The sequence below is a fragment of the Sphingobium sp. FG11 genome (genome assembly GCF_057809915.1).
Genome location: NZ_JBMDKW010000008.1, coordinates 20303 through 38722, shown reverse-complemented (window position 1 = coordinate 38722; position 18420 = coordinate 20303). Strand labels below are relative to the sequence as shown.

Below are 18420 nucleotides of genomic sequence, written 5' to 3'. Positions count from 1 at the left end.
GGGACAGAAGCATCGGTCCCGGTTGCCCCTGTCCTGCAACGCCATTCCCACGGCGCTCAACAGTCGCTAGAAGTTTGACGGGTATGGCGCGGGCACTTTCATCCGAAACGCTTCACGCGACAACGGTGGCGATCAACGGCCGCGCCGTGCTGCTGGCCGGCGTCAGCGGCATCGGCAAATCCGACCTCGCACTGCGCCTGATCGACCGGGGCGCGACATTGGTCAGCGACGATTATACGCTGGTCGAGCGCATCGATGGTCGGTTGATCGCGACCGCGCCGGAGACGATCGCCGGACTTATGGAGGTACGCGGCATCGGCCTCGTCGCCATGGCGCATGTCGATGCGCCGGTGGCGCTGCTGATCGATCTGTCCGACCGGGTGGATCGCATGCCCGCCGATCCGCTGACGCGCGCCGTGGCCGGCATCGACGTTCCGGTGGTGACACTCGCCCCGCTGGAGGCATCCGCCCCGATCAAGGTCGAGCTCGCCCTCAACGCGCTGGATCACCGATGACCGCGCACCCGCCCAAGACCATCCTGCTCGTGTCGGGCCTGTCGGGCGCAGGCAAGACGACGACGCTCAAGACGCTCGAGGATATCGGTTGGGAGGTGGTCGATAACCTCCCGCTGGTGTTGCTCGACCGCCTGCTCGACACGCCCCTGCCCGCCGGCCATGGCGGCGAGGATGATCGTCCGCTCGCGCTCGGCATCGATGCGCGCACGCGCGGTTTCGACGCCAGCGCCATTGTCCAGCGGATCAAGGCGCTGCGTGAGCGCCATGGCCACGATATCGAGACATTGTTTCTCGACTGTTCAGGCGCGGAACTCGAACGACGCTTCGCCGAAACCCGCCGCCGCCATCCGCTGGCGCTCGATCGTCCCGCCGTCGACGGCATCGCCCGCGAGCGCGAACTGACCGAGCCGCTGCGCCGGTGGGCGACGCAGGTCATCGATTCGACCAATTTCAACAGCAACGCGCTCCAGCAGGCGATCCGCGACCGTTTCTCGCGCGAGCGGCTGTCGGACCCGGTGCTGACCATATTGTCCTTCGGCTTTTCGCGCGGGGTGCCCCGCAACGCCGACCTGATGTTCGATATGCGATTCCTGCGGAACCCGCACTGGGACGACGCGCTGCGCCCGCTCACAGGTCTCGATCCCCAAGTCGCCGCCTATATCGCGCAGGATCCGGCCTATGAGGATGCGCTGGCAAAGATCGAGGATCTGCTGCTGATGCTGTTGCCGCGCTATGCCGAAAGCGGAAAGACATACATCACCGTGGCCTTCGGCTGCACTGGCGGACGGCATCGTTCGGTCCATGTTGCGCAACGGGTCGCCAAACGCTTGCAAGATGCGGGCTTTTCGCCCACGGTCTCGCACCGCAATATGGAATCAGCGCCCCAGGATGCCCTGGAGAAGCGCCGAACGGGAGGCCCGAAAGCAACATCATGACGCAGGTGGGCCATACAAGCACATGATCGGACTGGTACTCGTAACGCACGGATCGCTGGCGACGGAATTCGTCATCGCGATGGAACATGTCGTCGGACCGCAGCAGCAGATCGGAACGATCTGCATCGGGCCGGAGGATGATATGGAATTGCGCCGCGCCGACATCGCGGCGGCGGTCGCGCGCGTCAATGACGGCAGCGGCGTCATCCTGCTGACCGATCTGTTCGGCGGCACCCCCTCCAACCTCGCCATCTCGCTGCTGAAAGCCGGCGAGATCGAGGTGATCGCTGGCATCAACCTGCCGATGCTGATCCGGCTGGAAAGCGCGCGCAAGGTGATGGACGTGCGCGCCGCAGTTGCGGCCGCACGCGAAGCCGGGCAGAAATATATCAGCGTGGCATCGGAATTGTTGGGCAGTACGACATGAATGAATTGAGCCAGGAAGTCCTCATCAGCAACAAGCGCGGCCTGCACGCGCGTGCCAGCGCCAAGTTCGTGACGCTGGCAAGTGGCCTTCCGGCACAGATCACCGTGCGCAAGGATGGCAGCGAAGTGACCGGCACCTCGATCATGGGCCTGATGATGCTCGGTGCGGCGATGGGCGATTCGATCGTCATCAGCGCCGTGGGGCCGGAGGCGGACATGGCGCTCGGCAAGCTGGTGACGCTGGTCGAAGACAAGTTCGGCGAAGAATAGCTACCGGCCGGGGACGCCTTTTTCCGCCACCGCCTTGCCGGGGATCGGCGCATCCACCATATCCCGCGCCACCCAAACCTCGTCCGCACGCCGATATTCGACATGATGGCCGCGCTGGAAGCTGGCGCCGTCCCACACCACCACCTGCAACTCTATCTCGTTATGATGGCGCACATGCAGCCAGTTGAAGCTTTGCGGCTCGGCATTGCGCAGCCGGGTGGAGGTCGCGGTGCCGGCCTGAATCACCAGCGCCCCGCCGGCACTGGCCACCATCCGGTCCGCCGCTTCGGCATAGGTCCGGTGAAAATGTCCTGCGAGCGCGATGTGGATGCCGGCCTCGCACACCGCCTTGACCGCATCGTCATGCTGGCCGACCGCCTCGCTCAGTTCGCCGCCCTTGCCGATCGGCATGGCGAACAGCGGATGGTGCGTCACCAATATCCGCGTTTTCTCCGGCCTGACGGCGGCGAAGCGTTCGCGCAGCATCCGCATCTGGTCGTGATTGATCCGCCCGTCCTTGATCGTCAGCGACCGAGCGGTGTTAATACCCTGAATCGCCACCTCGTCATTTTCGAACCACGGGCATAGGTCATTGTCGATATAGCGTTTGTAGCGATCGAGCGGACGGGCGAAGCGGCGAAAAACATCGTAGAGCGGAATGTCGTGATTGCCCGGAATGACGAGCAGCCTGTGCCCCGCCGCGCGCAAGCGGTTGAGCCAGGCCGACGCCTCGCGGAACTGCTCGATCCGCGCACGCTGCGTAAAATCGCCGCTGATGATGACGAGGTTGGGCTGATGCTCGGTCAGCCACGCTTCGGTCGCCGAAACGATTTTGGGGTCGTTCGCGCCGAAGTGGATGTCGGACAGATGAGCGATTCGGGCCATGTCCGCCCAACGAGCCAACGTCATTTCTGGTTGCGCAGGGACCCGTGCCGGTTTCCGCGAGTTGTTGCGGCATGGAAACCAAATCGCTCCCCCGGCAAGCCGCTCTCGTGGTAAATGCGCATTCGCGCAAGGGCGAGGCTCTGTTCGAAAAGGCAAAGGCGGCGCTGGAGGCGGCCGGCGTCACGCTCATCGCGGCCCATGGTGTCAAAGATCCCGATCAGATGAACCCGACCGTCCGGCGCGTGATCGCCGATGGCGCGCCGATGGTCATCGTCGGCGGCGGCGACGGGTCGATGTCGGGCACGGTGGACGAATTTGTCGGCAAGGATTGCGTGTTCGGGGTGCTGCCGCTCGGCACCGCCAACAGTTTCGCGCGGACACTCGGCCTGCCGCTCGATCTGGAGGGCGCGGTCGGCGTGCTCGCCCATGGCCAGCGCCGCCGCATCGACCTTGGCCTGATCGACGATGATTATTTCGTCAACGCCGCCTCGCTCGGCCTGTCGCCGATGATCGGCGACACCGTGCCGCACAAGCTCAAACGCTATCTCGGTCGGGCGGGCTATCTGCTGTGGGCGGTGAAATGCTCGATCGGTTTCCGCGCCTTTCGCCTCACGATCGACGACGGCACCGGCGAACGCCGCATGTGGTCGACCGAAGTCCGCATCCTCAACGGACCTTATCATGGCGGGGTCGAATTGTCGGACGATGCGGCGGTCGACAGCGGCGAACTGGTCGTGCAGGCGGTCGTCGGCCGCAGCCACGCCCGCCTTGCCTGGGACTGGTATGCCAAATTCTTCAAACTGCGCGACCGCAACGCTCATACGGAGGAATTTCGCGGGCAGAGCATCCGCATCGCCACGCATCCGGCGCAGAAAATCTCGATCGACGGCGAAGTGCTGGCGCGCACGCCGGTCACTGCAAGGATAGCGCATCGCGCGATCGAGGTCGCCGCGCCCGCTTCCTAAGCCCCCTGTCTTTTTGCACGCGCCGCCGATAGAGAAGCGCTTTCTTCCGCCCGCTGGCGGATCGCTTCAAGGGGCAGGCGCAGGTCGTGGCACGCGAGATCACCGGATTTTCCAACCCACTGGTGAAGCGCGTGCGATCCTTGCGCGAAAAGAAATATCGCAAGGCCGAAGGGCTGTTCCTGGCCGAAGGGCTGCGCATTCTGACCGAAGCGCGCGAGGAAGGCGTGCTGCCCGAAATGCTGTTCCACGCCGGATCGACCCATCCGCTCGCCCGCGACCTGATCGTGGCGATGGAAGCGACGGGCGGCGATGTGATCGAAACCACACCCGACATATTATCCAAAATCTCCGGCAAGGATAATGCGCAGGCGGTCGTCGGCGTCTATCGCGACCGGCTGATCCCGCTCGCGGCGCTCGACCGGGGCAAGGCAGACATCTGGATCGTCGCGCAATCGCTGCGTGATCCCGGTAATCTCGGCACGATATTGCGCACCGGCGACGCCGTCGGCGCGGGTGGCCTCATCCTTATCGACGATTGCGTCGATCCCTTCTCGGTCGAATCGGTGCGCGCCAGCATGGGCGCCCTGTTCACCCAGTCGATCACGCAGGCGCGCTGGGACGAATTTCTGCCCTGGCTGCGCGGCGGCCCCGGCGAGCTGATCGGCACCAGCCTCAAGGCGTCGCAGGATTATCAGGAGCCGCGCTACGCCAGCCCGTCTTTCCTGCTGGTCGGCAATGAAGCGCAGGGGCTGCCCGCCGACTATGAGGCGGAATGCGACCAACTGGTCAAAATGCCCATGCTCGGCAAGGCGGACAGCCTGAACGCAGCGGTCGCCTGCGCCGTCATGGCCTATGAATTGCTGAACCAGAAACGAAAGAGATAGACGCGATGACGGGGGATGCGAGCGAAACGGAGAGCGGAATCGGCGCGATCTGGCGCCATAAGCGGGTGCTGGGCGCGAGTCTGATCGGCACGGCGGTCGAATTTTACGACTTCTACATCTACGCCACCGCCGCCAGTCTGGTGTTCGGATCGCTGTTCTTCCCGTCCACCTCGCCCTCGGCGCAGCAACTCGCCGCCTTCGCAACGCTCGCCCTCGCCTTTTTCGCCCGTCCATTGGGCGCGGCGGTGTTCGGCCATTATGGCGATCGCGTCGGTCGCAAGGCCACGCTCGTCACCTCGCTGATGCTGATGGGTGGATCGACGCTGCTGATCGGCTTCCTGCCGACCTATCAGGCGATCGGCTGGTGGGCGCCCTTCATCCTGTGCGTATTGCGCTTTGGCCAGGGCTTCGGTCTTGGCGGCGAATGGGGCGGCGCGGCGCTGTTGGCGGTAGAAAACGCCCCACCCGGATGGCGCGCGCGCTTCGGCATGTTCCCGCAGCTTGGCGCGCCGGTCGGCTTCCTCGCCGCCAACGGGCTGTTCCTCATCCTCGGCGCCACGCTTTCGGAAGCGGATTTCCTCGCCTGGGGCTGGCGCCTGCCCTTCCTGGGCAGCGCGATCCTCGTCATCCTGGGCCTGTGGGTCCGCCTCAAGCTGACCGAAACACCCGAGTTCGCTGCCGCCCGAGCCGAAGCGCCGCCGCCCAGCGTCCCCCTCGCGACCTTGTTCTCGTCCCATCTCGGCGCGGCGATCGCGGGCACCTTCGCATGCGCCGCCTGCTTCGCGGTTTACTATATCGCGACCGCCTTCGCGCTCAGCTACGGCACCAAGGACTTGGGCATCGACCGCGAAAGCTTCCTCGGCATCCAGCTCGGCGCAATCCTGTTCATGGCGCTCAGCATCATTCTCGCCGGCTGGTGGGCGGACAAGACCAGCCCGACACGGGTGCTGGCGATCGGCTGTGTCGGCACGGTGCTGATGGGCGTGGCGTTCGGCCCGGCCATGGGGAGCGGCGGACTGCTGCCGATCTTCCTGATCCTCAGCCTGGCCCTGTTCCTGATGGGCTTCGTCTACGGCCCGCTCGGCGCCTATCTGCCCGCCTTGTTCCCGGTGCAGTTGCGCTATACCGGCGCGTCCTTCTCGTTCAATCTCGGCGGCATATTGGGCGGCGCGCTGGCCCCCATTGTCGCGACCTGGCTGATCGCACTGCAAGGCATCGCCTTTGTCGGCCTCTATATGTCGGCGGCGGCGGCGATCAGCCTTGCCGGGTTATGGTGGACCAGCGGTACCGCGCGCTGACACACAAAAACGGCCGACTCCGCAAGGAATCGGCCGCTGAATATGGGTCGGAAAACGATTAGAGCTTGAAGTTGATGCGCCCGTAATAATAGCCGCCATTCACGCCATAGGGCGAGAAGTTAACCGGCGCATCCAGCACCCGGCCGCCATCGACCGGGAACCCGTCAGGACTGTTGGGGACGGTGGACGCCTTTTTATTGAACAAATTGTTCGCGCCCACGCTGAAGGTCACATTGCTCGTCAGCGCATAGCTCGCCTCCAGATCGGTGATCGCGGCCGCCTTCGATTCGACGGTGGGCGTCGTGCCATTGAACAGCACGACCTGCGACGCCTTGCCGAAGAAGGTCTCGCGCAGATTGACGGTGATACCGCCCATGGTAAACAGCGCGCCCGCGATGACCTTATATCTAGGCGAAGCATTTTCCAGGATGCTGCGTGAATCGGCCGCGAAGAACAGGTCGCTCAGCTTGAGACTGGTGATTTTCGTCTTATTATAATTAGCCGACAGCGACCACAAAATGCTGCCATCGCCGACCGGGGTCGGATAGCTCGCCGTCACGTCGATGCCCCGCGTGCGGGTATCGGCACCATTGGTGAACAGGGTCACACCCACATCGCCGCTCGCCAGCACATAGGGATCGAGTACATTGCCATGCGCGGCGATCGCGTTCAGAACGTCCTGCCCGGTATATTGTCCGTTGGTGGGCTGCAACGCACCGCCGACCAGACCGAAGATTGATCCGGTGCCGACGATCCGGTTTTTCACTTTCACCTGATAAGCGTCGATAGTGATGTTCAGCCGGTCGATCGGCCGGATCACCGCGCCCAGGCTGAAATTGGTCGATGTTTCGGGCGCAAGATCCTGATAACCGAGCAACTTCGCGGCGGCCGAGTTGGGCGGCAACTGAACGAACGCCGTAGTGGGGCCGACATTGGTGGCGGAATAATATTCCTCCAGCAGAGACGGCGCGCGGAAGCCCGTGCTTACGGTGCCACGCAGCGCGAACTGCCGGGAGAAATCATAGCGGGTCGTGACCTTCCAGGTCCATTTGGTGCCGAAATCGCTATAATCTTCCCAACGAACTGCGCCGTCGATCTTCCAGTCCTCCAGCGGATTTATCGAAATGTCGAGATAGGCTGCCTTGTTGTTGCGCTTGTGCTTGCCCGCATCGGTGGCAAGGAAGCCGGGATAGGAGGAACCGCCCTCGAAATAGGTGGACGCGAAGTCCCCCTTCCCGATGGTGAAGGCATTCTGGCGATATTCAGCACCGAAGGCGACATTGACCGGCTGGGCTAGGCCAATGTCGATCTCCTTGCTGACGTCCAGATTGTTGGTCCATTCGCTCGCCTTGAGGAAGCCGTCATAGAAGTTTGACGGCGTCGATCCGGTATTGATGAACAGGCTGCCATTGGCAGAATCGAGCGTATAGACCTTCGAATAATCCTGGCCATAGGTGGAGCTGAGGTCCCAGCGGAAGCCCCCGACCTCGCCCTTCAGGCCCACGGTGTTGGCGAAATCATCCTCCTTGATGGCCTCGCGCGGATTGAAGCCATAGGGCGCAAACAAAATGTCCTCGCCGCCGACACCCAACACGTTCGAGCGGGTGATGCGCCAGGGCTGCCGGTAATTTTCATAAGCGCTGGCGTCGCGATGGGCATAGCTGCCAAAGGCATAGAGTGTGACGCCGCCAAAATCATGGCCGGCATTATAGACCATGGTGGTCAGCATAGAACGGGCGTCGCCGTTGATCCGGTTCGTATAAGGCGCGTTCGGCAGGCCGATCGCGGCCATATCCTGATGCGCTTCCGATATGTCGGTGCGGATCGAACCGTCTTCGTTGTAGATGCCGCGATCGACGCCACCGCGCTGCGAGAAGCCGTGATAGCGGTGGAACAGGGTCACGTTCAGCCAGCTATCCTCGCCAACATCTGCGCCGAAGGTGATGCTGCCCGAATAGGTCGCGCCGTCGCTCTTATAATATTGACCGGCGGTCATGCTGCCGGAAATTCCCTTGTCGTCCTTGAGGATGATGTTGATGACGCCCGCGATCGCGTCGGAGCCATATTGGGCGGCAGCACCGTCTTCCAGCACTTCGATGCGGCCGATCGCGCCGGGCGGGATGAGGTCGAGGTCAGGGGCAACCGCGCCCTGATAGGGTCCGCCGAGAACGTGCAGGTTGGACGTGCCGTGCCGCCGCTTGCCGTTGACCAGCACCAGAGCGTGGTTCGGGCTGAGGCCACGAAGCCGTGCCGACAAAGTAAGGTTCGCGGTGTCGCCGCCAAACGCTTCCGCCGTGAAGGATGGCACGAGCTGGGCGAGCACCTGGTTGAGGTTGGGCTGCCCCACTTTTTCCAGGGCTGCGCTGTCCAGCACCTTGATCGGCGCGGCGCTTTCCGCCGCGGTGACACCGGATGCGCGTGTACCGGTGACGATGATCGCCGCGCCCTCATCGGCTGCGGCCGCTTGCGGTACGCTATCCTGCGCAAATACCGGCAATGAATAGATGATGGCTGCAGCCATCGCCGCGCGAGAAACAAGACCCTTATACTTCATGTAACAGCCCCCTATGTTCTTTTTGAAGAGGCCTCTCCCAATCCTTATCGTTGCGACATAGTCCCGATATTGCCGACCCCACCCCGACGAATGGGACCATCCCCAATCCACAGGGACTGAGCTTGAAACTGTCGGACAACAACTAGAAACGGAAGGCTGACATAAAACCGCCATCTAAGAAATGAAATTTGCGCAATGCAGCAAAATTCATTCACACCCGGAACACCGAGTCGAGTGCCGGTAGCGACAAAGCACATGAAACGAAACGAAAAAGGCGGCACCCCCTGGGGATGCCGCCTGTTTCCTTTATACAACTGTCAAGGACAGTTAATAAAAGCTTAGCCCTCGCTGCGAACGTCGCGACGTTCGGCGATACGGGCGCGCTTGCCGGTCCGGCCGCGCAGATAATAGAGCTTGGCGCGCCGTACGACGCCACGGCGGACAACCGTGATCGAATCGATGTTGGGCGAATAGAGCGGGAATACGCGCTCGACGCCTTCGCCGAACGAAATCTTGCGAACGGTGAAGTTCGACCCCATGCCCTTGTTCGAACGCGCGATGCATACGCCTTCATAATTCTGGACGCGACTGCGTTCGCCTTCGATGACCTTCACACCGACGCGCAGTGTGTCACCGGGACGGAATTCGGGAATATCCTTGGCCAGAGCCGCGATATTTTCGGCCTCGATCTGCTGGATCAAGTTCATGTGACTTAGTCCTTCTTCATGCGCTGCGCACCAGAGGGCGACTGGTCCCGAACGCCGATATGACGTTCCCAAAGGTCCGGCCGCCTTAGCCGTGTGTCATCTTCCGCCCTTTGTTTCCGCCAGGCGGCGATTTTCGCATGATCCCCCGATCGCAACACTTCAGGGATCGTGCGCCCTTCCCACAAAGCGGGCCGGGTATAATGCGGATATTCAAGAAGGCCGCTTTCGAAGCTTTCCTCATCCCCGCTGGAAGCCGCGCCCATTACACCGGGCAACAGGCGGATGCAAGCGTCGAGCAGCATCAGCGCGCCCATCTCTCCGCCGGACAGGATGATGTCGCCCATGCTGACCTGTTCGACCGGGCGCGCATCGAACAATCGCTCGTCAAACCCTTCGAACCGGCCGCACAATATGGTCGCCCCCGGCCCTTGCGCCAGCGCCCGGACCCGCGCCTGCGTGATCGGTTCACCACGCGGCGTCATCGCCAGCACCGGCAGGTCAGGCCGCTCCGCCAGCGCATGATCGACCGCGCGGGCGACGATATCGGCGCGCAGCACCATACCCGCGCCGCCCCCTGCCGGGGTATCATCCACCGTGCGGTGCTTGTCCGTCGCGAAATCGCGGATCGACATGGGGCCGCATGTCCATATCCCCTCCCTCAGCGCCCGCCCGGCGAGGGACACGCCGAGCGGCCCCGGAAACATTTCGGGATACAGCGTCAGGACCTGCGCGGTGAACGTCACGGCCGTCGCGCGCGGAGCCTTGCCGCCGAAAAGCCGCCAGCAAGGCAGAGGACGCCGCAGACGAGCAGGGTCAGCCCGAACTGGATCAACAGGCCGGACCAGGCGCTCCGTCGCATGAGCGCGGGGATGATGAAGAGCAACGGCGCCGGCAGCACCAGCGCCAACGCGATCGCCACCTTCAGCCGGTTCGCCCAGCCGATGCTCCACAACCGCCATCCCGCCGCAAGCAGGAACAGCAAATACAGGCCCAGCAGGATCTTGGGAGCCATGCCCATGCGCTACTCCACGAAAGCGGCGTCGACCACCGCTCCCGCATCCCCCAGCGTCACGCCATGCATCGCGACCATGAAGCGCTTGCCGGCCTTGCCGTCCACCGGCGGCCGCTCAATCTCGACGATATCGCCCGCGCCGAAATTCTCGATAGCCACGATATGCCCCAGCGGCGCGCCATCGCTGGCGGTACACGGCAAGCCGATCAGATCGACATGATAATATTCGCCCTCGCCCAGCGGCGGCAAGGCCGATCGCGGCACCGTCAACGCCGTGCCGCGCAACGCGTCGGCCGCGCCGCGATCGCCGATTTCGGCAAAGCGCGCCACCGCGCCATTCACACCGGGCCGCACCGACGTTAGCGTCAGCGTGCGGCCAGCGGCATCGAAGCTTTTATAGGCGCTGAGGCTCTCCACCCCCTCGCCGAACAATTTCAGCCGAACCTCGCCCGTCACGCCATGCGCGCCGATAATAGCGGCCAGAGTGACGGGCTTGTCGGTCAAGGGGTTCAGCCCTCGGCCTGTTCTTCGGAAGCGACGGCTTCGGCAGGCGCTTCCTCGGCAGCGGCTTCGGCCGGTGCCTCAACAGGTGCCTTGGCGGCTTCTTCGGCGGCCTTGCGGGCTTCCTCGGCTTCGGCCAGCTTGTTCGCGCGATCTTCGGCGCGATCCTTGGCCTTCTGGCCCGGCTCGCCCTTCTGCGGGTTGTTGCTGGCCTTGCGCTCCTTGATTCCGGCGGCATCAAGGAAGCGGGCGACGCGATCGGTCGGCTGCGCGCCGACGCTGACCCAATGCTTGGCGCGCTCGGCGTTCAGCACGACGCGCTTCTCGTCATCCTTGGCGAGCAGCGGGTTGAAGCTGCCGATGCGCTCGATGAACGCACCATCGCGGGGGCTGCGGCTGTCGGCCACGACGATCCGGTAATAGGGACGCTTCTTGGAACCGCCGCGCGAGAGACGAATGGACGTTGCCATGGGAACTTACCTTTCTGTATAAACTAAAATATTGAAAATGCTTATTTCTTCATGAAATTCTGAAAGCCGGGCGGCAGGCCGGGCATCGACCCGCCGCCGCCAAGCCCCGGCAGGCCACCCGCGCCACCGCCGCCGCCGAGCATGCCCTCCAGCCCGCCACCGCCACCGCCGAACATCTTGGCCAACCCTTTTAGGCCGCCCATCTTGCGGATCTTCTTCATCGCGCCCTCCATCTCCTGATGCATTTTCAGGAGGCGATTGACGTCCTGCACCGTGGTGCCGGCGCCCTTGGCGATGCGGATCTTGCGCTTGGCGTTGATAAGCGCGGGCTTTTCGCGCTCCTTGAGGGTCATCGACCCGATCATCGCGTCGAGATGCACCAGCGTCTTGTCGTTCGCGCCGCTCGACGCCATCGCCGCCTGCGCTTTCTTGAGACCGGGGATCATCCCAGCGAGCGCGCCAAGCCCGCCCATGCGGCGCATCTGGTTGAGTTGCGCGCGCAGGTCGTTGAGGTCGAACTGGCCCTTGGCCATTTTCTTGGCGAGCTTGTCGGCTTCCTCGACGTCGATCGATTCCGCCGCCCGCTCGACCAGCGACACGACATCGCCCATGCCCAATATGCGCTGCGCCACCCGCTGCGGGTGGAACGGTTCGAGCGCGTCCAGCTTTTCGCCGGTGCCCGCGAACTTGATCGGCCGCCCCGTAACGGCGCGCATGGAAAGCGCAGCGCCGCCGCGCGCATCGCCGTCCATCCGGGTCAGCACCACGCCGGTCAGCGGCACCTGGCTGGTAAAGCTGGTCGCGACATTCACCGCGTCCTGGCCGGTCAGCGAATCGACCACCAGCAGGATTTCCGCCGGGGTCGCGACTTCCGCAACCGCCTTCATCTCGTCCATCAGCGCCTGATCGACATGCAGGCGGCCGGCGGTGTCGAGCATCACGACATCGAAGCCCTGGAGCTTCGCCGACTGGAGCGCGCGCCGGGCGATCTCCACCGGCTGCTGCCCCGCGACGATCGGCAGGGTCGCGACGTCGATCTGGGTGCCGAGCACGGCGAGCTGCTCCTGCGCGGCCGGACGTTGTACGTCGAGCGATGCCATCAGCACCTTCTTGCGCTCGCGCTCCTTAAGGCGCTTGGCGAGCTTGGCCGTGGTCGTCGTCTTGCCCGACCCTTGCAGGCCGACCATCATGATGACGGCGGGCGGCGTGACGTCGATCATCAGGTCCGACGTTTCGGACCCCAGCGTTTCGGTGAGCGTGTCCGATACGATCTTGACGACCATCTGGCCCGGCGTGACCGATCGCAACACGTCGCTGCCCACCGCGCGTTCGGTCGCCTGCTCGACGAAGCTGCGCACCACCGGCAGCGCGACATCCGCTTCCAGCAGCGCGATTCGCACTTCGCGCATCGCGGCGCGGACATCGTCCTCCGACAGCGCGCCGCGCCCTCGAAGCTTGTCGAATACCCCACCCAGACGATCGCTCAGCGAATCGAACATCATCACCTCAATTGGGCCGCAAAGCCCGGAAAACATGGCATGACCCGTAAAACGACAAAATCGCCGGCGGGCGAAACCTCGCCGGCCAGCGTCCATGCAAAGCGCCGCTTGCGCTCAATGGATATGTCAGGGTCTCGAACGGCAAACCGCCCGATTGCTGGCGCGCCTTTAACGCAAGCAGTGCGCAATCGCAAGCCGCCCTTCTCGGGCGATCAGCGGCCCGGCCATTTCCCTACGGCCCAAAGAGGGCAAGAATGCCCGACAGGCATGCCACGCTGGCTTTTTGCCCCTGCGGCCCTTACATGGCCGCCCTATGAGCCGCTTTTCCAAAATGCACGGCCTCGGCAATGATTTCGTCGTGATCGACGCGCGGGAGCACGCCGTCGAAATGACCCCGGCGCGCGCGCAGGCGATCGCCGATCGCCATGCCGGTATCGGCTGCGACCAGCTGATCCTGATCGGCGAGGCGGACGATGCCGACGTGTCGATGCGCATCTTCAACGCCGATGGCAGCGAGGTCGAGGCGTGCGGCAACGCCACCCGCTGCGTCCCCCTGTTCGTCGGCCGCGACGTGACGATCCGCACGCGCGCGGGCCTGCTGAACGCGCAACGGGTCGACGGCGGCGCTAGCGTCGATATGGGCCAGCCCCGGTTCGACTGGGATGCGATCCCGCTCGCTTATCCAATGGATACGCTGACGATGAGCGCCAGCTGGGAGGACCTGCCCCCGCCCGCAGCGGTCAATGTCGGCAATCCGCATGTGATCTTCTTCGTGGACGATCTGAACGGTGTGAACTTCGACCGGCTTGGCCCGCTGATCGAACATGATCCGCTGTTTCCGGCTCGCGTGAACGTCAATTTCGCGCAAGTCGTCGGCGACAATCATATCCGCCTGATCGTGTGGGAACGCGGCGCGGGACTGACGCGCGCGTGCGGCACCGGCGCCTGCGCCACGGCGGTCGCGGCCATCCGTCGCAAGCTGATGAACGGGCCGGTGACGGTCAGCTTGCCGGGCGGCGATCTGGAAATCGACTGGCGGCCGGGCGGATCGATCCGCATGACCGGCCCCGCCACCCATGTTTTCGACGGCGAGGCGGACTGGACCCGCTTCTGATGCCGGCCGACATCATTACCCTGGGCTGCCGGCTCAATATCGCGGAAAGCGAAGCCATTCGCGACATGACGGGCGCACAGGATGATCTGGTCGTTATTAATAGCTGCGCGGTCACGGCGGAGGCCGTGCGCCAGACGCGGCAGGCGATCCGCCGCGCGAGGCGCGCCCGCCCCGATGCGCGAATCGTCGTGACAGGCTGCGCGGCTCAAACCGAGCCGGAAATCTTCGCGGCAATGGCGGAAGTCGATGCAGTTCTCGGCAACCGGGAGAAGATGGACCCCGCTTACTATGCGCTGTCGGAGAAAGTCCGCGTCGCCGATATCATGGCCGTCCGCGACACCGCGCCGCACATGGCGAGCGCCTTCGCGGACCATGCCCGCGCCTTTCTGGAGGTACAGAATGGCTGCGACCATCGCTGCACCTTCTGCGTCATCCCCTTTGGCCGGGGCAACAGCCGGTCGGTGCCCGCCGGCGCGGTGGTCGACAAGGCGAAAGCGCTGGTCGACGCCGGCCATGGCGAGATCGTGCTGACCGGGGTCGATGTCACCAGCTACGGTCCCGACCTGCCGGGCAAGCCATCGCTCGGCCTGCTGGTCGAACGCATCCTCAGGGGCGTGCCCGCCCTGCGCCGCCTGCGCCTGTCCTCGCTCGACAGCGTGGAGATTGACGACCGATTGTTCGACCTGATCGCGCACGAACCGCGCATGATGCCGCACCTGCACCTGTCCTTGCAGGCGGGCGACGACATGATCCTCAAGCGGATGAAGCGCCGCCATGCCCGCGCCGACGCCGTGCGCATCGTCGAGCGGCTGAAGGCGGCGCGGCCACAAATCAGCATCGGCGCGGACATCATCGCCGGCTTCCCGACCGAGGATGCTGCCATGTTCGAGAACAGCCTGGCGCTGATCGCGGATTGTGACATAGTGCACGGGCATATCTTCCCCTATTCCCCGCGCGCCGGCACGCCCGCCGCGCGTATGCCGCAGGTCGATCGGGCCACCATCAAGGCGCGCGCTGCGCTACTGCGGGCTGCGAGCGAGGCGCGACGCGATCGCTGGCTGCACGGACTGATCGGATCGACGCAATCGGTGCTGGTCGAGCGCAACGGGCGGGCGGGCCATGCCGAAAATTTCGCGCCGGTGCGTTTTGCACAGCCGCAGCAGCCCGGCGCAATCCTGCGCGGCACCATCACGGCGCTTGAGAATGGCCAGTTGATCGCGCAAGAGGCAAGCCATGACTGATAGTGGCACAAGCTGGCGCGACCGCCTGTTCGGCGGATTGAAGCGCACGTCCGACAAGCTCGGCGAAAACCTGACCGGCCTGTTCTCCAAGGCGGCGCTGGACGACCAGACTCTGGACGAGATCGAGGAAGCGCTGATCGTCAGCGACCTTGGCCCCGTCACCGCCGCGCGGGTGCGCGACCGGCTGGCCGAGGGACGCTTCAATCGCGAACTGACCGAGGACTATCTGCGCGAGATCATCGCCGACGAGATCGAGAAGGCGCTCGCCCCGGTCGCCCGCCCGCTGGAGATCGAAGCCTTTCCCCGGCCGCAGGTGATCCTGGTGATCGGCGTCAACGGATCGGGCAAGACGACGACCATCGCCAAGCTGGCGCATAATTTCCTGGAACAGGATTATGGCGTGATGCTGGCGGCGGGCGACACGTTCCGCGCCGCCGCCATCGGCCAGCTCAAGATATGGGCGGAGCGGCTGGGCGTGCCGATCGTTTCGGGCAAGGAAGGCGGCGACGCGGCGGGAATCGTGTTCGATGCGGTCAAGCAGGCGACGGCGACCGGCATCGACGTGCTGATCGTGGACACGGCCGGGCGGCTCCAGAACAAGAGCGAACTGATGGACGAGCTGGCGAAGATCCGCCGCGTGCTTGGCCGATTGAACCCGGCGGCCCCGCATGACGTTGTGCTGGTGCTGGACGCCACCACGGGACAGAATGCGTTGAACCAGATCGAGGTTTTCAAGGAAGTCGCGCAGGTCACAGGGCTGGTCATGACCAAGCTCGACGGCACCGCGCGCGGCGGCGTGCTAGTTGCGGCGGCGGAAAAATATCGACTGCCGATCCACGCCATCGGCGTCGGCGAAAAGATCGAGGATCTGCGCCCCTTTGATCCGGGCGACATGGCGCGCGCGATCGCCGGAACCGCCTATGCGCGGTGACGCCCTGCTGCCTGTTTTCAGAATGTCTCCGTTATCCCGGCTCAGGCGGGAATCCATTTCTCAACCTTGCATCAGAGGATGGGACCGGAGAGGGTTTCCCCGCCTTCGCGGGAATGACGAAAGATAAGATATGCCATCATCCAAACCCGCCCATGGCGGCAATCTCAGCTTGGCGCTCGATTTCGGCCCGCTGCTGATATTTTTCCTTACCTACAAGGGTGCGGGCTGGTTCTGGGGATCGGGCAATCCGATCACCGCGATGATGCTCAGCACCGGCGCGTTCATGGCGGCGATCGTTATCGCGGTCATCATCTCGAAGGTAAAGCTCGGCCGCGTATCGCCGATGCTGTGGCTTTCCGCGATGTTGATCCTGTTTTTCGGCGGACTGACCATCTATTTCCACGACCAGCGCTTCATCCAGATCAAGCCGACGATTATCTATGCTTTTTTCGCGGCGATGCTGTTCGCGGGCCTGATGCGCGGCAAGCCGTTGCTCAAATATCTGCTTCAGGCGGCGTATGATGGGCTGACCGACGAGGGCTGGCGCAAGCTGTCGCGCAACTGGGCGCTTTTCTTCGTCGCCATGGCGGTCGCGAACGAGGCGATGCGCCGGTCGATGAGCTTCGATGCCTGGCTGGCGGTCAAGGTGTGGGGCGTGACGATCGTGTCGCTGCTGTTCGCCGCCGCCAACGTGCCGATGCTGCTGCGTCATGGCCTCAGCCTTGGTGAAAAGCTCGACAGCGAAGACATCGGCGAGACCACCCCGCCGCAGGGTTGAGGCAGGCGCGGGAAGCGCCTGCCTTCCTTGCTCAACCGCCGTTGAAATTGATCATGCAGTACAGCATGGCCAGCGACAGCAGCGTATTGGTGCGCGAAAAGATCATCGCGGTGGTCGCCGCCTTGGCCTTCGCCGCGTCGTCAACGGCAACGATGCCGAGCGCCTTTTTCTGATTCGGCCAGATCACGAACCAGACATTGAAGGCCATGACGAGGGCCAGCCACATGCCGATGCCGATCAGCACGAAGCCGGGCTTGAAGGTCAGCGCCTCCACCAGATAAGCACTGCGCCAGGCGATGATCACTCCGGTCAGCACCGTCAGCGCCGCCGCCCAGCGAAAGAAGAACAGCGCGGAGGGCGCAATGAATTTCGATACGCCCGGCTTCAGTTCCGCCGGTACTTTGGGCATGGTCGGTATCTGCACGAAGTTGAAATAATAGAGCAGCCCGATCCAGGTGATGCCGAAGAAGAGGTGGAGCCAGCGCAGAATCGCCTGTTCAGGCACCGCATTTGCGGGAACCGCGAAGATGACCACCAGCGCAAGCACGAGGCCCGCGACCAGCACCAGATGTAGATTGCCGAAAAATTTTGCCATCACTCTCCCCCTAATACCGCCCCCGCTTGACGGACGGTTTGCCGCCCCAGTTTAGGCTATCCTCACGCCCCTGTCATATGGATATTTCCGTACGGTCGGATCGAACAATCCACTTTTTCGCAGCGCAACATCGCTGCTAGGGGCAAGGACCCTTTCGGCGCGCATCGTCGTTATGAGCGCTGTACCCACCCATCCGAGGAGTTCCCCATGGCCTTTGTTTTGCCCGACCTGCCCTATGCCAAGGATGCGTTCGGCGACATTCTTTCGCCAGAAACCTTCGACTATCATCATGGCAAGCATCACAACGCCTATGTCGTGAAAGCCAATGAGCTGATCGCAGCCGACTCCGCTTTCCAGGGCAAGTCGCTGGTCGAGCTGATAAAGGTTACGAAGGGTGGCCTGTTCAACCAGGTCGGCCAGATCTGGAACCACACATTCTACTGGAAGTCGCTCAGCCCCGACAAGAAGCAGCCCTCCGGCAAGCTGCTCGACCTCATCAATGAAGGCTTCGGTTCGGTCGATGCGCTGCTCGACAAGCTGAAAGCCGAAGCCGTGGGCCATTTCGCCAGCGGCTGGGCCGCGCTGATCCTCAAGGATGGCAAGCTGGCGGTTACGTCATATCATGACGCCGACACGCCGGTCGCGCATGGCGACGCTCCGCTGCTGATCCTCGATGTGTGGGAACATGCCTATTATATCGACTATCGCAATCTGCGGCCGAATTATGCCGAAAAACTGCTTAAGGAAGCGATCGACTGGGATTTCGTCGCGCTGAACCTTGACGGAGAAGGCGCAAGCCGCGCCGATCAGCCCGGCTGACAAGTGAGTGCCGCCCGTCGC

21 protein-coding genes are annotated in these 18420 nt (G+C 63.6%); 12 read left to right on the top strand and 9 right to left on the bottom strand.

The window, feature by feature from the left end; translation table 11 throughout:
• The first annotated feature begins 83 nt into the window (after window positions 1–83).
• The 4 genes from ACODSN_RS08890 to ACODSN_RS08875 are packed head-to-tail and all read left to right on the top strand — an operon-like array spanning window position 84 to window position 2146.
• Entirely contained in the window at window positions 84–515 is a 432-nt protein-coding gene (locus ACODSN_RS08890; RefSeq protein WP_489054732.1) for an HPr kinase/phosphorylase, read from the top strand.
• Entirely contained in the window at window positions 512–1450 is a 939-nt protein-coding gene (gene rapZ / locus ACODSN_RS08885) for an RNase adapter RapZ (protein WP_489054730.1), read from the top strand. Before ACODSN_RS08890 ends, rapZ begins: the two co-directional genes overlap by 4 nt.
• A gap of 22 nt (window positions 1451–1472) precedes the next feature.
• Window positions 1473–1877, top strand: coding sequence for a PTS sugar transporter subunit IIA (locus ACODSN_RS08880; RefSeq protein ID WP_340231060.1), 405 nt, complete (start codon window positions 1473–1475; stop codon window positions 1875–1877).
• Complete coding sequence (locus tag ACODSN_RS08875; protein ID WP_489054728.1) at window positions 1874–2146, top strand: HPr family phosphocarrier protein; 273 nt, start codon at window positions 1874–1876, stop codon at window positions 2144–2146. The genes ACODSN_RS08880 and ACODSN_RS08875 overlap by 4 nt, the downstream gene beginning before the upstream one ends.
• Here the strand turns inward: ACODSN_RS08875 and ACODSN_RS08870 are convergent, their stop codons facing one another.
• Window positions 2147–3031 carry a metallophosphoesterase family protein gene (locus ACODSN_RS08870; RefSeq protein WP_489054726.1) on the bottom strand — a complete coding sequence of 295 codons (885 nt, stop codon included), beginning with the start codon at window positions 3029–3031 and terminating at the stop codon, window positions 2147–2149.
• A gap of 71 nt (window positions 3032–3102) precedes the next feature.
• On the opposite strand from ACODSN_RS08870, the gene ACODSN_RS08865 reads away from it, so the two are divergent.
• The 3 genes from ACODSN_RS08865 (at window position 3103) to ACODSN_RS08855 (ending at window position 6178) form a co-directional block, all read left to right on the top strand.
• Window positions 3103–3996 carry a diacylglycerol/lipid kinase family protein gene (locus tag ACODSN_RS08865; RefSeq protein WP_489054724.1) on the top strand — a complete coding sequence of 298 codons (894 nt, stop codon included), beginning with the start codon at window positions 3103–3105 and terminating at the stop codon, window positions 3994–3996.
• 86 nt (window positions 3997–4082) lie between these two features.
• Window positions 4083–4880 (top strand): TrmH family RNA methyltransferase, encoded by a 798-nt coding sequence (locus ACODSN_RS08860; RefSeq protein ID WP_489054722.1) that lies wholly within the window; start codon window positions 4083–4085, stop codon window positions 4878–4880.
• A gap of 5 nt (window positions 4881–4885) precedes the next feature.
• Complete coding sequence (locus tag ACODSN_RS08855) at window positions 4886–6178, top strand: MFS transporter (protein WP_489054720.1); 1293 nt, start codon at window positions 4886–4888, stop codon at window positions 6176–6178.
• A gap of 58 nt (window positions 6179–6236) precedes the next feature.
• Here the strand turns inward: ACODSN_RS08855 and ACODSN_RS08850 are convergent, their stop codons facing one another.
• The 7 genes from ACODSN_RS08850 to ffh all read right to left on the bottom strand — a co-directional run bounded on the left by ACODSN_RS08850 (window position 6237) and on the right by ffh (window position 12924).
• Window positions 6237–8732: a TonB-dependent receptor plug domain-containing protein gene (locus ACODSN_RS08850; protein ID WP_489054719.1), complete on the bottom strand. Its 2496-nt coding sequence runs from the start codon at window positions 8730–8732 to the stop codon at window positions 6237–6239.
• A 338-nt stretch (window positions 8733–9070) separates the two neighbouring features.
• Window positions 9071–9439 carry a 50S ribosomal protein L19 gene (gene rplS / locus ACODSN_RS08845; RefSeq protein WP_340231052.1) on the bottom strand — a complete coding sequence of 123 codons (369 nt, stop codon included), beginning with the start codon at window positions 9437–9439 and terminating at the stop codon, window positions 9071–9073.
• A gap of 5 nt (window positions 9440–9444) precedes the next feature.
• Window positions 9445–10182 (bottom strand): tRNA (guanosine(37)-N1)-methyltransferase TrmD, encoded by a 738-nt coding sequence (gene trmD / locus ACODSN_RS08840; protein WP_489054718.1) that lies wholly within the window; start codon window positions 10180–10182, stop codon window positions 9445–9447.
• Window positions 10179–10457, bottom strand: a complete 279-nt coding sequence (locus ACODSN_RS08835) for a hypothetical protein (RefSeq protein ID WP_489054717.1) — start codon at window positions 10455–10457, stop codon at window positions 10179–10181. The genes trmD and ACODSN_RS08835 overlap by 4 nt, the downstream gene beginning before the upstream one ends.
• 3 nt (window positions 10458–10460) lie before the next feature.
• Window positions 10461–10955, bottom strand: coding sequence for a ribosome maturation factor RimM (gene rimM / locus ACODSN_RS08830; RefSeq protein WP_489054715.1), 495 nt, complete (start codon window positions 10953–10955; stop codon window positions 10461–10463).
• Between the two features lie 5 nt (window positions 10956–10960).
• Complete coding sequence (gene rpsP / locus ACODSN_RS08825) at window positions 10961–11422, bottom strand: 30S ribosomal protein S16 (RefSeq protein WP_489054713.1); 462 nt, start codon at window positions 11420–11422, stop codon at window positions 10961–10963.
• A 41-nt stretch (window positions 11423–11463) separates the two neighbouring features.
• Complete coding sequence (gene ffh, locus ACODSN_RS08820; protein WP_489054711.1) at window positions 11464–12924, bottom strand: signal recognition particle protein; 1461 nt, start codon at window positions 12922–12924, stop codon at window positions 11464–11466.
• A gap of 310 nt (window positions 12925–13234) precedes the next feature.
• Between ffh and dapF the strand changes: the two genes are divergently transcribed.
• The 4 genes from dapF (at window position 13235) to ispZ (ending at window position 16985) form a co-directional block, all read left to right on the top strand.
• Window positions 13235–14035, top strand: coding sequence for a diaminopimelate epimerase (gene dapF / locus ACODSN_RS08815; protein WP_489054710.1), 801 nt, complete (start codon window positions 13235–13237; stop codon window positions 14033–14035).
• Window positions 14032–15276, top strand: coding sequence for a tRNA (N(6)-L-threonylcarbamoyladenosine(37)-C(2))-methylthiotransferase MtaB (mtaB, locus tag ACODSN_RS08810; protein WP_489054871.1), 1245 nt, complete (start codon window positions 14032–14034; stop codon window positions 15274–15276). The genes dapF and mtaB overlap by 4 nt, the downstream gene beginning before the upstream one ends.
• The gene (ftsY, locus tag ACODSN_RS08805; RefSeq protein WP_489054709.1) at window positions 15269–16207 is read left to right on the top strand and encodes a signal recognition particle-docking protein FtsY; all 939 of its coding nucleotides are present in this window, start codon (window positions 15269–15271) and stop codon (window positions 16205–16207) included. Before mtaB ends, ftsY begins: the two co-directional genes overlap by 8 nt.
• 130 nt (window positions 16208–16337) lie before the next feature.
• Complete coding sequence (gene ispZ / locus ACODSN_RS08800) at window positions 16338–16985, top strand: septation protein IspZ (RefSeq protein ID WP_489054707.1); 648 nt, start codon at window positions 16338–16340, stop codon at window positions 16983–16985.
• 31 nt (window positions 16986–17016) lie between these two features.
• Here the strand turns inward: ispZ and ACODSN_RS08795 are convergent, their stop codons facing one another.
• Complete coding sequence (locus ACODSN_RS08795; RefSeq protein ID WP_489054705.1) at window positions 17017–17580, bottom strand: urate hydroxylase PuuD; 564 nt, start codon at window positions 17578–17580, stop codon at window positions 17017–17019.
• A gap of 207 nt (window positions 17581–17787) precedes the next feature.
• On the opposite strand from ACODSN_RS08795, the gene ACODSN_RS08790 reads away from it, so the two are divergent.
• Entirely contained in the window at window positions 17788–18399 is a 612-nt protein-coding gene (locus tag ACODSN_RS08790) for a superoxide dismutase (RefSeq protein ID WP_489054703.1), read from the top strand.
• Window positions 18400–18420: the final 21 nt, after the last annotated feature.

Bases quoted from the DNA above. Each gene is read 5' to 3' on its own strand.
- rapZ (WP_489054730.1), top strand. From the start codon at position 512: ATGACCGCGCACCCGCCCAAGACCATCCTGCTCGTGTCGGGCCTGTCG.
- ftsY (WP_489054709.1), top strand. From the start codon at position 15,269: ATGACTGATAGTGGCACAAGCTGGCGCGACCGCCTGTTCGGCGGATTG.
- ACODSN_RS08790 (WP_489054703.1), top strand. From the start codon at position 17,788: ATGGCCTTTGTTTTGCCCGACCTGCCCTATGCCAAGGATGCGTTCGGC.
- ffh (WP_489054711.1), bottom strand. From the start codon at position 12,924: ATGATGTTCGATTCGCTGAGCGATCGTCTGGGTGGGGTATTCGACAAG.
- dapF (WP_489054710.1), top strand. From the start codon at position 13,235: ATGAGCCGCTTTTCCAAAATGCACGGCCTCGGCAATGATTTCGTCGTG.
- ACODSN_RS08890 (WP_489054732.1), top strand. From the start codon at position 84: ATGGCGCGGGCACTTTCATCCGAAACGCTTCACGCGACAACGGTGGCG.
- ACODSN_RS08850 (WP_489054719.1), bottom strand. From the start codon at position 8,732: ATGAAGTATAAGGGTCTTGTTTCTCGCGCGGCGATGGCTGCAGCCATC.
- ispZ (WP_489054707.1), top strand. From the start codon at position 16,338: ATGCCATCATCCAAACCCGCCCATGGCGGCAATCTCAGCTTGGCGCTC.
- ACODSN_RS08795 (WP_489054705.1), bottom strand. From the start codon at position 17,580: ATGGCAAAATTTTTCGGCAATCTACATCTGGTGCTGGTCGCGGGCCTC.
- ACODSN_RS08875 (WP_489054728.1), top strand. From the start codon at position 1,874: ATGAATGAATTGAGCCAGGAAGTCCTCATCAGCAACAAGCGCGGCCTG.
- rpsP (WP_489054713.1), bottom strand. From the start codon at position 11,422: ATGGCAACGTCCATTCGTCTCTCGCGCGGCGGTTCCAAGAAGCGTCCC.
- ACODSN_RS08880 (WP_340231060.1), top strand. From the start codon at position 1,473: ATGATCGGACTGGTACTCGTAACGCACGGATCGCTGGCGACGGAATTC.
- ACODSN_RS08870 (WP_489054726.1), bottom strand. From the start codon at position 3,031: ATGGCCCGAATCGCTCATCTGTCCGACATCCACTTCGGCGCGAACGAC.
- ACODSN_RS08855 (WP_489054720.1), top strand. From the start codon at position 4,886: ATGACGGGGGATGCGAGCGAAACGGAGAGCGGAATCGGCGCGATCTGG.
- ACODSN_RS08865 (WP_489054724.1), top strand. From the start codon at position 3,103: ATGGAAACCAAATCGCTCCCCCGGCAAGCCGCTCTCGTGGTAAATGCG.
- ACODSN_RS08835 (WP_489054717.1), bottom strand. From the start codon at position 10,457: ATGGGCATGGCTCCCAAGATCCTGCTGGGCCTGTATTTGCTGTTCCTG.
- rplS (WP_340231052.1), bottom strand. From the start codon at position 9,439: ATGAACTTGATCCAGCAGATCGAGGCCGAAAATATCGCGGCTCTGGCC.